This is a genomic window from Mesorhizobium sp. B3-2-1 (assembly GCF_006439515.1).
In the GTDB taxonomy this organism is placed as follows: Bacteria; Pseudomonadota; Alphaproteobacteria; order Rhizobiales; family Rhizobiaceae; genus Mesorhizobium.
The window spans coordinates 165,194-180,286 of sequence record NZ_VFTI01000008.1; the positions used below are offsets into that span (position 1 = coordinate 165,194).

Consider the following 15,093-nt stretch of genomic DNA (forward strand, 5'->3'; position numbering starts at 1 on the left):
CGTCTGATTGAGAAAAAATCCCGATTGACTCATCCATGGAGCATAGATTAGATCGTTCCAATAAATTCGATTGAGAAAACCGGGGAGGATATCTGGATGGCCAGCCGGGCCAAGGCGACGATCTTCGACATTGCCCGCGAGGCGGGCGTGTCCAAATCGACCGTGTCGCTCGTGCTCCAGGGCAGCGGGCTGATCCGTCCCGAGACCGCGGTCAAGGTGCGCAAGGCGATCGAGGATGTCGGCTATGTCTACAATCGCGGCGCCGCCAATCTGCGCAAGGCCCATTCCAACGTCATCGGCATGGTCATCAACGATCTCACCAACCCGTTCTTCGCGGAACTGGCGGTGGGCATGGAGCGTGTTTTCCAATCGGCCGGTATCGTGCCCTTCATCGCCAACACGGCCGAAAATCCGGTGCGCCAGGAAGAAGTACTGAAGTCGCTGATGGAACAGGGCGTCGCCGGGCTCATCGTTTCCCCGGCGCGCGGCACCACGCCAGGAGCGTTCCGGCGGCTGGAAATAGCCGGTCTGCCGATTGTCTTCGCCATGCGCCGGCTGCCTGAAAGCCGCATTCCGGTGATTGCTCCCGACAATCATCGGGGCGCCTATCTCGCCACCGCTCATCTCATTGGCAAGGGGCACCGCCGGCTGGCGTTCTTCGGCGGCTCGTCCGACCTGGTGGTCTATCATGAGCGGCTGGGCGGCTTTCGCGAAGCCTGCGAAACGCTCGGCATCGACGCCCGCGACGCGCTCATCATCGAGGGCGAGACCAACCGCAAGGGCGGCATGGCCTGCCTGGAAACGTCGCTCGCAATGGTCGAGCCGCCAACCGCGGCGCTCTGCTTCAACGATGCCGTCGCCTTCGGCGTCATGCTGGCGCTGCGCAAGCGCAGGCTCGAGCCCGGCCCGGATTTCGCCGTCGTCGGCTTCGACGATGTGGTCGAGGCCGAGCACTATATGCCGCCGCTGACCAGCGTCGCGGTGGACTCCGCCGGTCTCGGCGAACGCGCGGCCCACGTCATGATCAAGTTGATCCAGTCGCGCACCACGCGCGCTGAGGACCATATCGGCGCCGTCAATCTCGTGGTCAGGGAAAGCTGCGGCCCAGATCGCCGCACGCGAAACAGGCCTACGGCAACGGGAGCCGCGACATGAGTGTCAAATGGGGGCTGATCGGCGCCAGCACGATCGGCCGGCAATTCATGATCGACGCCATTCGCGCGCAAGAGGGTGGCGAGATATCAGCGGTGATGAGTTCCAACCCGGACCGCGCCACGGCCTATGCAAGGGAAAATGGCATTCCGGCCGCCGTATCGAACCTCGATGCCTTGCTCGGATCCGACATCGACGCCGTCTACATCTCGACCACCAACGAACTGCATCTCGAACAGGCACTCGCCGCGATCAAGGCGGGAAAACATGTGCTGTGCGAGAAGCCGCTGGCGCTGACCAGCGACGACGCGCGCAGGATGGTCGTTGCGGCCAAGGCCGCGGGCGTCGTGCTTGGAACCAATCATCATCTGCGCAATGCCGGCGCTCACCGCGCCATGCGCGAGGCTGTTACCGCAGGTCGCATCGGCCAGCCGATTGCCGCGCGGGTTTTCCATGCCGTCTACCTGCCCGAAAACCTGCAGGGTTGGCGCATCGCCAGGCCTGAGGCGGGCGGCGGCGTGGTGCTCGACATCACCGTACACGATGCCGACACGCTGCGCTTCGTGCTTGGCGACGATCCGGTCGAGGTTTCCGCTTTTACGCAATCCGCCGGTATGGCCGGCAGCGGGCTGGAAGACGGCGCCATGTGCATCTGGCGCTTCAAGTCGGGCCTCATCGCGCAATCGCATGAGGGATTCACCACCAGATTTGCCGATACCGGCTTCGAGGTGCACGGCTCGCAAGGGTCGCTGATCGCCCGCAATGTCATGACGCAAAAGCCGGTGGGCTCAGTCCTTCTGCGCACCGCCAGCGGCGAGGAAGAATTGAGCTTCGACCGCGAGAACCTCTATGTCAGGTCGGTGGACCGGTTCCATGCCGCGATCCGTGGCGATGACCAGCCCTCCGCCACCGGAGAAGACGGCATCTGGTCGCTCGCATCAGCCGAGGCGGCATTGCAATCGGCCAATTCCGGCAAGGCCGTCAAGATCGACCCGAAACTCGGGAGCATGAATTGAGCAAGGTCGTTTCATCGGCGCAGGCAGCCAGCCTGATCAAGGACGGCATGGTCGTCTCGGTGTCCTCGTCGAGCGGCCTCGGCTGTCCGGATGCCGTGCTCGCCGCCATCGGCGAACGCTTCGACAGCGAGCGCCATCCGAAGGACATCACCACGCTACACCCAATCGCCGCCGGCGACATGTATGGCATCAAGGGCATCGATCATCTGGCCAAGCCGGGCCTTTTGAAGCGTACGCTGTGCGGCTCCTATCCGTCCGGCCCCTCCTCCGCCGAGCCGCCGCGGATCTGGAAGATGATCGGCGACAATTCCGTTGCCGCCTATAACGTGCCATCCGGCATCCTGTTCGACATGCACCGCGAAGCCGCCGCCAAGCGGCCGGGCGTGCTGACAAAGGTCGGCCTCGACACTTTTGCCGACCCGCGCCACCAGGGTTGCGCCATGAACGCCGCCGCCGGCGAGCCGATCGTGTCGGTGCAGCAATTCGACGGCGAGGAATGGCTCTATTTCCGCGCTATCGTGCCCCAGGTCTCGATCATCCGCGCCACCACGGCGGACGAGCGCGGCAACCTGACCTATGAGCACGAGGGCGCGTATCTCGGCGGCTTGGAACAGGCGCTTGCCGCCCGCAACAATGGCGGCATCGTCATCGCGCAGGTCAAGCGCGTCGTCGAGAATGGCACGCTGAAGCCGCATGATGTGCGCGTGCCCGGTGTGTTGGTCGACCATATCGTCGTCGCGCCGGATCAGTTGCAGACGACGCTGACGCCTTACGATCCGGCGATTTCTGGTGAAATCTTCCGGCCGCTGTCGAGCTTCCGCAATGCCGAGATGAACGTCCAGAAGGTGATCGCGCGCCGCGTCGCCATGGAGCTCCGCGATGGCATGGCCGTCAACATCGGCTTCGGCATCTCGGCCAACGTGCCGCGCATCCTTCTGGAAGAAGGCCAGCACGGCAAGGTCACCTGGGTGATCGAACAGGGCGCTGTCGGCGGCGTGCCGCTTCTCGACTTCAAGTTCGGCTGCGCCTCCAATGCCGAGGCGATCATGCCCTCGCCGCACCAGTTCATCTATTTCCAGGCCGGCGGCTTCGACGCTTCGCTGCTCTCCTTCCTGCAGATCGACCGCCACGGCTCGGTCAACGTGTCGAAGCTTTCGGCGCGGCCGCACGTCACCGCCGGGGCCGGCGGCTTCGTCGACATCACGTCGCGGGCGAAGAAGATCGTCTTTTCCGGCTTCTTCAATGCAGGGGCCAAGCTGTCGCTCGCCAATGGCGGCATCCGCATCGACGCGGAAGGCAAGGTCAAGAAAGTCGTCGAGGCGGTCGAGCACATCTCCTTCTCCGGCAAGCGCGCCGTCGCGCAAGGACAGGACATCACCTACGTCACCGAGCGCTGCGTCATGAAGCTGACATCAGATGGGCTGATGGTGACGGAACTGGCGCCGGGCATCGACCTCGAGCGCGATGTGCTTGGTCAAGCCGAGATCCCGCTCAATGTAGCCAACGACCTCAAGGTCACGCCGGCCGCGCTCTACCAGGATCGGCCGATCGGCCTGTCGCTCAATGGTGGCGCCTCGCTCGGAGGCGCGCATGGCTGAGCGCCTCGTCACCTTCGAGCAGGATGGCGCGATCGGCATCGTCACCTTGCGCCGGCCCGAAAAGTTCAACGCGCTCGACATTCCGATGCTGCGCGCGCTGGAAGCGGCGCTCGATGAGGCGGAAAGCGCCGAGGATGTGCGCGTCGTGCTCATACGCGGCGAAGGCAAGGGTTTTTGCGCCGGCGGCGATGTCGAGGCCTGGGGCGGCATGAACGCCGCCGATTTCCAGGTGCAATGGGTGCGCTACGGCCACCGTGTCTTCGACCGGCTGGCACGGCTACGCCAGCCGACCATCGCGGTCTTGTCTGGCCATGCGCTCGGCGGCGGGCTCGAACTGGCTGTCGCTTGCGACTTCCGCGTCGCGGAAACGCAGGTGAAACTCGGCTTCCCCGAAACCTCGATCGGCGTCGTCCCCGGCTGGTCCGGCACGCAACGCGCGGTGCGTCGCTTCGGCGCCCAGACGGTGCGTCGCATGGCGCTTGGCGGTGAGATCTTTCTGGCGACGGAAGCGCTTGCGCTGGGTGTCGTCGACCGCGTCGTCGAAACCGGCAAAGCGTCGGATGAAGCCAAGACATGGGCTGAAAAAATCGCCGAACGCGGGCCGCTGGCGACCGAAGCCGCCAAGCTGATGATCGCGGTGGCGGAAGGCGAGGAAAGTGCAGCTGCAACGGAAGCCTTGGCCAGCGGCTTCATAGCGCTGACCAGCGATCTCAAGGCCGGTGTCGGCTCCTTCAAGACCAAGCAGAAGCCCGTGTTTTCGCGTTCCTAGGACAGAGTGGAAATCACATGAATGCACCTCTCAAGATTTCCATGCCTGCCGAGGCCTCTGCGGCCCCCAAGGCATACAAGCTGCTGATCGACGGCAAGCACGTCGATGCCCGCGATGGCCGCATGCTGAAACGCAAGAGCCCCGGTCACGGCTTCACCGTTTCACACTATGCGCAGGCAGGTGCCGCCGAAGTGGAAGCCGCGATGCAGGCGGCGCACAGGGCGTTCGAGACCGGTCCCTGGCCGCGCATGAAGACGGCCGAGCGTGCCGCGATCCTGCTCAAGACGGCCGACCTGATCGAGGCCCGGCTGGAAGACATAGCGCGGCTCGATGCACTGGAATCCGGCAAGCCGATCGCCCAAGCGCGCGGCGAGATCGGCGGCGCCGTCGACATCTGGCGCTATGCAGCTTCGCTCGCCCGAACGTTGCACGGCGAAAGCTACGCCAATCTCGGCGACGCCATGCTGGGCGTCGTGCTGCGCGAGCCGATCGGTGTCGTCTCGATCATCACGCCGTGGAACTTCCCGTTCCTCATCGTCAGCCAGAAATTGCCTTTCGCGCTCGCAGCCGGCTGCACGGCGGTGGTCAAGCCGAGCGAGATGACCTCGGCCTCGACCTTCCTGCTTGGCGACATCCTGCTCGAAGCCGGCGTTCCCGCGGGCGTCGTCAACATCCTCGCCGGCCTCGGCGCCGATGTCGGCGCGCCGATGGTCAGCCATCCCCTGGTCGAGATGGTTTCGTTCACCGGTTCCACCCGCGTCGGTAAGATGACCATGGCGGCGGCCTCGAATTCCCTGAAGAAGGTCTCGATGGAACTCGGCGGCAAGAACGGCCAGATCGTGTTCCCCGATGCCGATCTCGAGGCGGCCGCCGACGCGGCGGTGTTCGGCGGCTTCTTCAATGCCGGCGAATGCTGCAATGCCGGCAGCCGGCTGATCGTGCACGAGGCGATCGCCGATGATTTCCTGGCCGCCGTGAAGGCGTTGACCGCCAGGGTAACGGTGGGCGATCCGCTCGATGACAGGACCAAGGTCGGCGCGATGATTTCGTCCGACCATCTGGCCAGGGTGACCGATTACGTGGCGGCGGCCGCGAGTGACGGCGGCAGCATCTTCAGCGGCGGTCGGCAGCTCCCCTCCAATGCCGGCCAATATCTCGATCCGACGATCTTGCGCGACGTCACCGAAAACATGGCCGTCGCCCGCGAGGAAGTGTTCGGGCCGGTGCTCTCGGTGCTGACCTTTGAATCGATTGAGAAGGCGTTGCACATCGCCAACAACACGCCCTATGGTCTGTCGGCGGGTGTGTGGAGCGCCAGCATCGACACCTGCATGTCGGTGGCGCGGGGCGTGCGTTCGGGGACGGTCTGGGTGAACACGTTCATGGAAGGTTATCCAGAACTGCCGTTCGGCGGCTATAAGCAATCGGGCTTGGGCCGCGAACTCGGCAAGCGCGCCGTCGAGGACTATACCGAGGAAAAGACAATCCAGTTTCATCGCGGCCAGCGCACCGGTTGGTGGGTCGGCTGAGTTGGGAAGAACCCGGTGGCCTGCCACCGGTCGTGTAATGCAACAAGGGAGGAAGTACATGTTGCGCAAACTGCTTATCGGAACGGCTCTTGCGACAAGCTTTGTGTTCTCGGCCCACGCCGCGGACGTCAAGGAAGTACAGATGCTGCATTGGTGGACGTCAGGCGGCGAAGCGGCGGCCCTCAACGTGCTCAAGCAGGATCTGGCCAAGGAAGGCTATGCCTGGAAGGACGTGCCGGTGGCCGGCGGCGGCGGCGATGCCGCCATGACCGCGCTGAAGGCGATGGTCGCGGCCGGCAACTATCCGACCGCCTCGCAGATGCTCGGCTACACCGTGCTCGACTATGCCGCGGCCGGCGTCATGGGCGACCTCACCGAGACGGCCAAGAAGGAAGGTTGGGACAAATCGGTTCCGACCGCCCTGCAGAAATTCGCCGTCTATGACGGCAAGTGGGTCGCCGCTCCGGTCAACGTCCACTCCGTCAACTGGCTGTGGATCAACAAGGCGGTGATGGACAAGATCGGCGGCACCGAGCCGAAGACCTTCGACGACTTCGTGGCATTGCTCGACAAGGCCAAGGCGGCCGGTGTCACTCCGCTCGCGCTTGGCGGCCAGAACTGGCAGGAAGCCACCATGTTCGATTCCGTCGTGTTGTCGACCGGCGGGCCGGAATTCTACAAGAAGGCGATGAACGACCTCGACGACGCGTCGCTTAAGTCCGACACGATGAAGAAGTCGTTCGACAATCTCGCCAAGCTCGTCACCTATGTCGACCCGAACTTCTCGGGCCGCGACTGGAACCTCGCCACCGCCATGGTCATCAAGGGCGATGCGCTGGTGCAGGTCATGGGCGACTGGGCCAAGGGCGAGTTCCACGCCGCCAAAAAGACCCCGGGCACCGACTTCCTCTGCTACCGCTTCCCGGGCACCGACGGCTCGGTGATCTACAACTCCGACATGTTCGGCATGTTCAACGTTCCGGAGGACCGCAAGGCCGCCCAGATCGCTCTGGCGACCGCCACTTTGTCGAAGAGCTTCCAGTCGGCCTTCAACGTCGTCAAGGGTTCGGTTCCGGCCCGGACCGACGTGCCAGACACCGACTTCGACGCTTGCGGCAAGAAGGGTATTGCCGACCTGAAGAAGGCCAATGAAGGCGGCACGCTGTTCGGCTCGCTCGCCCAGGGCTACGGCGCGCCTCCGGCGGTCGCCAATGCCTACAAGGACGTCGTCTCCAAATTCGTCCATGGTCAGATCAAGACCTCGGACGAGGCGGTGACCGAACTGGTCAAGGCGATCGACGACGCCAAGTAAGCGCTACCTACGAAAACACCTTCCCCGCTCCGGCGGGGAAGGGTCCCCGGTCCGTGAGGCCGGTCGGCCGGACGCCGACGGGAGGAACCCATGAGCACAGTCGCGACAACCCAGATTAAGCTGACGCCGGAGCATGCCCGCCCGCGCGCCTCTGTGCGCTCGCGCCTGCAGGATGCCTTGCCGAAAATCGTGCTGGCGCCGAGCTTCGCCATCACCATCGTTTTCGTCTACGGCTTCATCCTGTGGACGATCTATCTGTCCTTCACCAACTCCAAGACCTTCCCGTCCTACGCCATAACGGGCGGGCGTGCCTATCAGCGACTGTGGGGCTGGACCTTCGACACCGACCCGCCATCGAGCTGGTACACGTCGATCACAAATATGGGCATTTTCGGTTTTCTCTACATCTTGATCTGCCTGGCGCTCGGCCTGTTCCTGGCCATCCTGCTCGACCAGAAGATCCGCGGCGAAGGCGTTTTGCGCCCCATCTACCTCTACCCGATGGCGCTCTCCTTCATCGTCACCGGCGTCGCCTGGAAATGGTTCCTCGACCCCGGCCTCGGTCTTGAGCAGACGCTGCATCAATGGGGCTGGACGAGCTTCCATTTCGACTGGATCAAGAACAAGGATTTCGTCATCTACACGGTGGTCATCGCCGGCGTCTGGCAGGCTTCCGGCTTCATCATGGCGATGTTCCTGGCCGGCCTGCGCGGCATCGACGGCGAGATCATGAAAGCGGCGCAGATCGACGGCGCCACCACCTTCCAGCTCTATCGCCGCATCGTCATCCCGCTCTTGCGGCCGATCTTCCTGTCGGCCTTCATCGTGCTCGCGCACCTTGCCATCAAATCCTACGATCTGGTGGTGGCTCTGACCAGCGGCGGCCCTGGCGGCTCGGCCTGGCTGCCGTCCAACTTCATGTATGAATACACCTTCAAGCGCAACGAAATGGCCGTCGGTTCGGCAAGTGCGGTGATCATGTTGATGACCATCGTCGCCATCATCGTGCCCTACCTCTATTCGGAACTTAGGGAGAAGTCGCGATGAGCGCCGTCACCGCTCCCGCCCGCCAGGCCAGCCGTGGCGTCAACGTCAAGATCGTCAACCGCATCGTCATCTACGGGCTTCTGGCGCTGTTTGCGCTGTTCTACCTGATGCCGCTATTCGTCATGCTGGTGACCTCGTTCAAGACCATGGACGAGATCCAGAATGGCAACATGCTGGCCCTGCCCACGGCGCCGACCTTCGAGCCCTGGCTGAAGGCCTGGGGCGAGACCTGCGTCGGCCTCACCTGCGCCGGCATCAAGGGTTATTTCTGGAATTCCATCAAGATGGTGGTCCCGGCCGTGCTGATCTCGACCATGCTCGGCGCGCTCAATGGCTACGTGCTGACCAAATGGCGTTTTCGCGGCGCAACCCTGGTGTTCGGGCTGATGCTGTTTGCCTGCTTCATTCCGTTTCAGTCGGTGCTGCTGCCGATGGCGACGATCCTCGGCAGCCTCGGACGGTTCGGTGTGACGCTGCAGAACACGATCGGAACCAGCTTCGGCCTCGGCAATTCGACGGTCAACCTGGTCTTCGTTCATGTCGTCTACGGCATCGGTTTCACCACGCTGTTCTTCCGCAACTATTACGAGGCGTTCCCGAGCGAACTGGTCAAGGCCGCGCAAGTGGACGGCGCTTCCTTCTTTCAGATCTTCCGTCGCATCATGCTGCCGAACTCGATGCCGATCTTCGTCGTCACCGTCATCTACCAGTTCACCAACATCTGGAACGACTTCCTGTTCGCCTCCGCCTATGCCGGCACCGGTGACGCGATGCCGATGACGGTGGCCCTCAACAACGTCGTCAACACCTCGACCGGCGTCGTCGAATACAACGTCAACATGGCGGCGGCGATGATCGCCGCGCTGCCCACCCTTCTCGTCTATGTGCTCGCCGGCCGCTATTTCGTGCGCGGTCTGATGGCCGGCGCGGTCAAAGGATAACCCAATGGCTTTTCTGGAAATTGATGGTCTGAGGAAGCGTTTTGGCCAGGTCGAGATCCTGAAAGGGATTAACCTCGAGCTGGAAAAGGGCGGCTTCCTGGTGCTGGTCGGTCCGTCCGGCTGCGGCAAGTCGACCTTGCTCAACACCATTGCCGGACTGGAGACGATCACCTCTGGCGATATCCGCGTCGATGGTCGCACCATCACCGATCTGCATCCGTCGAAGCGCGACATCGCCATGGTGTTCCAGAGCTACGCGCTCTACCCGAATATGACGGTCGCCGGGAACATCTCCTTCGGCATGGAGATGCGCGGCGTGCCTGCCGACGAACGCCAGAAGGCGATCGACAAGGTGGCCAAGGTGCTGCAGATCGGCCATCTCCTGCAGCGCAAGCCGAGCCAGCTCTCCGGCGGCCAGCGCCAGCGCGTCGCCATGGGCCGGGCACTGGTGCGCGACCCCAAGCTGTTCCTGTTCGACGAGCCGCTGTCCAACCTCGACGCCAAGCTGCGCGTCGACATGCGCATCGAGATCAAGCGCCTGCATGCCACCACCGGCACGACCATCGTCTACGTGACCCACGACCAGATCGAGGCGATGACGCTGGCGACCAAGATCGCCGTCATGCGTGACGGCGAGGTGCAACAGTTCGGCACGCCGGCCGAGATCTACAACAACCCCGCCAACGTCTTCGTCGCCGACTTCATGGGGTCGCCGGCGATGAACCTGATCCCGGCCACCATCGACGGCAACGGCGGCGACCTGGCCGTCGTGCTCGATCGCGAGGCACGCCAGCCGATCACCTTGCCGATGGCCAACGCTCCGGCCGGATTGTCGGCGTTCAAGGGCAAGCCGGTCATCTTCGGCGTTCGCCCGGAGGCGCTCACCGATCCGGAAGGCGCGGAGCGCAACGCCTCGCAAATCGCCACCGCCGATTGCCATATCGAGGTTGTGGAGCCGGCCGGCTCCGACACTTTCGCCGTTACCAATCTCGGCGGCAAGGGCGTGGTGGCGCGGCTGCGCGCCGATGCCAACATCCAGCCGGGCACCAACACGCCGCTCGCCTTCAACCTCACCAAGGCGGTGTTCTTCGATCCGGCGACCGAGAGCCGTATTCGCTGATGCGTGTCGTCCGAAAGTGGATCCGGTTTTGGGGCAACGACATGCATCGAAACAAAAGAACTAAAGCGGGCGGCATGTGTCAATTCAAACGCGGCGCGCTTTAGGCGATGGCAAACCCCGATATCGTCATCATCGGTTCCGGGATCGGCGGCGCCACGATTGCCTCCGGTCTGGCCGGTAGCGGCGCTTCCATCCTGATGCTGGAGCGCGGCGAGCCGTTGCCGTCGACGCCGCACGCGCGCGACACGCGCGCCATCTTCGTTGACGGCCATTACCGGCCGAAGGAAATGTGGCGCGAGGCTGGCGGCGCCACCTTCAACCCAGGCAACTATTATTACGTCGGCGGCAACTCGAAATTCTTCGGCGCGGTGCTGATCCGTTACCGCAAGGAAGATTTTTCCGACATGGAACACTTTGGCGGCGTCTCGCCCGCATGGCCGTTCTCCTATGACGAATTCGAGCCTTGGTATTCCAGGGCAGAACAGCTTTTCCGGGTGCGCGGCACGCTTGGCGAGGACCCGACCGAGCCGTTCCACTCCATTCCCTATGCCTTCAAGCCGGTGCCTGACGAAGCGCCGATCGCGCGCGCCCGTGCCGAACTCAAGGGGCTGGGCCTGCATCCAGCCTCACTGCCGCTCGGCGTCGACATAGAGACATGGCTGAAGGAGGGCAGGACCGGCTGGGACGCCTTCCCCAACACTGGTCAGGGAAAGATGGACGCCCAGACGGCACCGCTGGCGGCGGCGCTCAAGGACGAGAACATCAAGCTCGAAACCGGCGCCTATGTCGAATGTCTCGAGACAGCCCCGGACGGCAAAACCATCTCGGCCGTTCACTATCGCCAGAACGGTGAACCGAGGAAGGTCGCGCCGAAGCTGGTGATCCTGTCGGCCGGCGCGGTCAATTCAGCGGTCATCCTGCTGCGCTCGCCCTCACCCGGTAATGGCAAGGGAGGCGGCAAGGGCTTGGCCAACCGCTCCGACCAGGTCGGCCGCAACTTCATGAACCACAATTCGAGCGCCATGCTGGCGATCGATCCGCGCCGCAGGAACGATGCCGTCTACCAGAAGACGCTGATGCTGAACGACTACTATCTCTCGGACGGCAAGGGCGGCAAACCGCTCGGCAATGTCCAGCTTCTCGGCAAGATCGACGGCAACATGCTCAAGGCCAATGTGAAGCGGGTGCCGAAATTCGCGCTCGACTTCATGGCCGGCCATGCCGTCGACTGGTACCTGATGTGCGAGGACCTGCCAGATCCCGAAAGCCGCATCATGGTCGACGGCAAGGACATCGTCATGCAATGGCGACGCTCCAACATGCAGTCGCTGGAAGGCCTGACCAAGGTGATGCGCGAGAATTTCCGCGCCTGCGGTTATCCCCTCGTGCTGTCGCGCCCTTTCGACAAGCGCACGCCCTCGCACCAGTGCGGCACGGTGAAAATGGGCGACGATCCGGCGACGTCGCCGCTCGATCCGTTCTGCCGCGCCTTCGATCACCGGAACCTCTTCGTCGTCGACGCCAGTTTCCTGCCGAACTCAGCCGCCGTGAACCCGGCGCTGTCGATCGCCGCCCAGGCGCTGCGGGTAGCGGACCACATCCGTAAGAGCGAATTTCAATGATAGGTTCGCGCCGCCCCTCATCCGCCTGCCGGCACCTTCTCCCCGTAAGCGGGGAGAAGACAGCTCGCCGCAACCCCGGCGCTCTTCTTGCCACGCTGGCGATTAGCGAAAGCGGCCGCGACGGCCTCCTTCTCCCCGTCACTATACGGGGAGAAGTGCCCGGCAGGGCGATGAGGGGCGGCGCTAGCATACGGATAGGTATCCAATGACCCGTCCCGCAGCCATCGTCACCGGCGGCGCGCGCGGCATTGGGCTTGCCTGCGCCGAGGCGCTGGCCGATGCCGGCTTCGACATCCTGGTCGCCGATCTTGCCGATAGCCCCGTCAAAGGGCTGACAGAAAATATTATAGAGCGTGGCGCGGCCTTCGCTTACCATCCCTGCGACATCGCTGATCTTTCCGCTCACACCACACTTGTCGACGCTACCCTGCGCGCGTTCGGCCGCATCGATTGCCTGGTCAACAATGCCGGCGTCGGCGCTGCGGAGCGTGGCGACCTGCTGGACCTCAAACCCGACAATTTCGACCGCGCGCTCGGCATCAACCTGCGCGGCACCGTCTTCCTCAGCCAGGCCATCGCCAGGGCGATGCTCCGCCAGCCCGGCGATCATGCAAGATCGATCATCACCATCACCTCGGTCAGCGCGGAGATGGCCTCTCCGGAACGCTCCGAATATTGCATATCGAAAGCCGGGCTTTCCATGTGGGTGAAGAACTTGGCGCTCAGGCTCGCCCCGGAAGATATCGGCGTGTTCGAGCTGCGGCCGGGCATCATCCGCACCGAGATGACGGCAGGCGTGAGCGCCAAATATGACGCTTTGATCGACAGCGGCCTGGTGCCTGCCAAACGCTGGGGCGAAGCCTCCGACATCGGCGCCATGGTGGCCGCACTTGCTGCCGGCAGACTGGGCTTTGCGACCGGCTCGATCATCAATGTCGACGGCGCGCTCTCCGTGCCCCGGTTATGAACGGATGAGACAATGACCGACTACATCATCGTGGGCGCCGGCCCGGCCGGCTGCGTGCTGGCCAACCGGCTGAGCGAGGATCCCTCCAATTCCGTGCTGCTGCTGGAAGCGGGCGGCAAGGACTGGCACCCACTGATCCACATGCCGGCGGGCTTCGCCAAGATGACCAAGGGCATCGCCTCCTGGGGCTGGTCGACCGTGCCGCAGAAGCACATGAAGGATCGCGTCTTCTGGTACACGCAGGCCAAGGTTGTCGGCGGCGGCTCGTCGATCAACGCGCAGATCTACACGCGCGGCAATGCCCGCGACTACGACGCCTGGGAGAAGGAGGAAGGGCTGGCCGGCTGGGGCTATCGCGACGTGCTGCCCTATTTCAAGCGCGCCGAGAACAACCAGCGCTACGCCAACGATTTTCACGGCGACCAGGGACCGCTCGGCGTGTCGAACCCGATTGCGCCGCTGCCGATCTGCGAAGCCTATTTCCGCGCCGGCCAGGAGATGGGCATTCCCTTCAACCCTGATTTCAACGGCGCCAGCCAGGAAGGCGTCGGCTACTACCAGCTGACCCAGAAAGACGCCCGGCGCTCCTCCGCTTCGGTCGCCTATTTGAAGCCGATCCGCGATCGCAAGAACCTGACCGTCAGGACCGATGTGCTGGTCACCCGCATCGTCGTCGAGAAGGGCCGTGCCATCGGCGTCGAGATCGTCGACAAGCCGGGCGGCCAGACAACAATCCTGCGCGCCGACCGCGAGGTGATCCTCTCGTCCGGCGCCATCGGCTCGCCGAAGCTGCTGATGCAGTCCGGCATCGGCCCGGCCGACCATCTAAAGTCGGTTGGCGTCACGCCCGTCCACGACCTGCCCGGCGTCGGCTCCAACATGCAGGACCATCTCGACCTGTTCGTCATCGCCGAATGCACCGGCGATCACACCTATGACAATTATGCCAAGCTGCACCGCACCGCCTGGGCCGGCCTGCAATATCTGCTCTTGAAGAACGGACCGGTCGCCTCCAGCTTGTTCGAGACCGGCGGCTTTTGGTACGCCGATCCGACCGCCGCCTCGCCCGACATTCAGTTCCATCTGGGTCTCGGCTCCGGCATCGAGGCCGGCGTCGAGAAGCTGAAAAACCCGGGGGTCACCTTGAACTCGGCCTTCCTGCGCCCGCGCTCCCGCGGCACGGTACGCCTGAAAAGTGCTGATCCCGCCGACCATCCGCTGATCGACCCGAACTACTGGTCCGATCCCTATGACCGCGCCATGTCGCTGAAGGGGCTGCGGCTAGCGCGAGAGATCATGCGGCAGAAGGCACTTGTCCCCTACGTGCTGCGCGAGGTGCTGCCGGGTCCGTCGCTCGCCAGCGACGACGAGTTGATCGACTATGCCTGCCGCACGTCCAAGACCGACCACCACCCGGTCGGCACTTGCCGCATGGGCCATGACGAGATGGCGGTGGTGACGCCGGACCTCAGGCTGCGCGGGATAGAAGGCCTGCGCGTCTGCGACGCCTCGGTGATGCCGCGTGTGCCTTCTTCCAACACCAACGCGCCGACCATCATGGTTGGCGAAAAGGGCGCGGATCTGATCCTTGGCCGCGAGCCGCTGGCGCCGGCGGTATTTTCCGGCAATCGCGCTGCTTAGGGAGTGAGAAAATGATCAGGCACTGTGTTTTCGCTAGATTTCGTAGCGATGTGTCCCCGACCGAGCGCACGGCCATCCACGCCGACCTCGAGGCGTTGCGACAGGTGATCGAAGGCATGGAGACGGTTCATTTCAGCGCCAATGCCAGCCCGGAGCCGTTCGCGCGCGGGTTCAGCCATGGCTTCACCATCGATTTCCGTGATGCCGCGGCACGCGACGCCTATCTCGTGCATGAGGCGCATCAGCGTGCCGGCGCCCGGCTTGTCGCGGCCGTCGAAGGCGGCACGGACGGGCTGATGGTCTTCGATCTCGACCTTACGAAAACGTGAACCGCCGGCCTTTCGAAAGCCGGCTGACCGCTGTTCTCTTTTGCCGGCGG

Annotated in this window: 13 protein-coding genes; all 13 read left to right on the forward strand. The window is 63.7% G+C overall.

Annotated elements, in window-relative coordinates; all coding sequences use genetic code 11:
• The first annotated feature begins 96 nt into the window (after nucleotides 1–96).
• The 13 genes from FJW08_RS11190 (at nucleotide 97) to FJW08_RS11255 (ending at nucleotide 15,043) form a co-directional block, all read left to right on the forward strand.
• On the forward strand, nucleotides 97–1,155 hold the full coding sequence (locus tag FJW08_RS11190) for a LacI family DNA-binding transcriptional regulator (RefSeq protein ID WP_140756059.1): 1,059 nt from the start codon (nucleotides 97–99) through the stop codon (nucleotides 1,153–1,155).
• Nucleotides 1,152–2,168 carry a Gfo/Idh/MocA family oxidoreductase gene (locus tag FJW08_RS11195; protein WP_140810588.1) on the forward strand — a complete coding sequence of 339 codons (1,017 nt, stop codon included), beginning with the start codon at nucleotides 1,152–1,154 and terminating at the stop codon, nucleotides 2,166–2,168. The genes FJW08_RS11190 and FJW08_RS11195 overlap by 4 nt, the downstream gene beginning before the upstream one ends.
• Complete coding sequence (locus tag FJW08_RS11200) at nucleotides 2,165–3,766, forward strand: acyl CoA:acetate/3-ketoacid CoA transferase (RefSeq protein ID WP_140810589.1); 1,602 nt, start codon at nucleotides 2,165–2,167, stop codon at nucleotides 3,764–3,766. Before FJW08_RS11195 ends, FJW08_RS11200 begins: the two co-directional genes overlap by 4 nt.
• Nucleotides 3,759–4,535, forward strand: a complete 777-nt coding sequence (locus FJW08_RS11205) for an enoyl-CoA hydratase/isomerase family protein (RefSeq protein WP_140810590.1) — start codon at nucleotides 3,759–3,761, stop codon at nucleotides 4,533–4,535. Before FJW08_RS11200 ends, FJW08_RS11205 begins: the two co-directional genes overlap by 8 nt.
• 17 nt (nucleotides 4,536–4,552) lie before the next feature.
• Nucleotides 4,553–6,064, forward strand: coding sequence for an aldehyde dehydrogenase family protein (locus FJW08_RS11210; RefSeq protein ID WP_140810591.1), 1,512 nt, complete (start codon nucleotides 4,553–4,555; stop codon nucleotides 6,062–6,064).
• Nucleotides 6,065–6,122: 58 nt separating this feature from the next.
• Nucleotides 6,123–7,376 carry an ABC transporter substrate-binding protein gene (locus tag FJW08_RS11215; RefSeq protein ID WP_140756069.1) on the forward strand — a complete coding sequence of 418 codons (1,254 nt, stop codon included), beginning with the start codon at nucleotides 6,123–6,125 and terminating at the stop codon, nucleotides 7,374–7,376.
• Nucleotides 7,377–7,466: 90 nt separating this feature from the next.
• On the forward strand, nucleotides 7,467–8,423 hold the full coding sequence (locus tag FJW08_RS11220; RefSeq protein WP_140756071.1) for a sugar ABC transporter permease: 957 nt from the start codon (nucleotides 7,467–7,469) through the stop codon (nucleotides 8,421–8,423).
• A complete protein-coding gene (locus FJW08_RS11225) occupies nucleotides 8,420–9,364 on the forward strand; it encodes a carbohydrate ABC transporter permease (RefSeq protein WP_140756073.1) in 945 nt (314 codons plus the stop codon). The genes FJW08_RS11220 and FJW08_RS11225 overlap by 4 nt, the downstream gene beginning before the upstream one ends.
• Before the next feature lie 4 nt (nucleotides 9,365–9,368).
• A complete protein-coding gene (locus FJW08_RS11230; protein WP_140756075.1) occupies nucleotides 9,369–10,484 on the forward strand; it encodes an ABC transporter ATP-binding protein in 1,116 nt (371 codons plus the stop codon).
• Between the two features lie 107 nt (nucleotides 10,485–10,591).
• The gene (locus tag FJW08_RS11235; protein WP_140810592.1) at nucleotides 10,592–12,106 is read left to right on the forward strand and encodes a GMC family oxidoreductase; all 1,515 of its coding nucleotides are present in this window, start codon (nucleotides 10,592–10,594) and stop codon (nucleotides 12,104–12,106) included.
• 205 nt (nucleotides 12,107–12,311) lie between these two features.
• Complete coding sequence (locus tag FJW08_RS11245) at nucleotides 12,312–13,073, forward strand: 3-ketoacyl-ACP reductase (protein WP_140810594.1); 762 nt, start codon at nucleotides 12,312–12,314, stop codon at nucleotides 13,071–13,073.
• A gap of 12 nt (nucleotides 13,074–13,085) precedes the next feature.
• Nucleotides 13,086–14,714, forward strand: coding sequence for a choline dehydrogenase (locus FJW08_RS11250; RefSeq protein WP_140810595.1), 1,629 nt, complete (start codon nucleotides 13,086–13,088; stop codon nucleotides 14,712–14,714).
• A gap of 11 nt (nucleotides 14,715–14,725) precedes the next feature.
• Nucleotides 14,726–15,043: a Dabb family protein gene (locus FJW08_RS11255; RefSeq protein ID WP_140810596.1), complete on the forward strand. Its 318-nt coding sequence runs from the start codon at nucleotides 14,726–14,728 to the stop codon at nucleotides 15,041–15,043.
• Nucleotides 15,044–15,093: the final 50 nt, after the last annotated feature.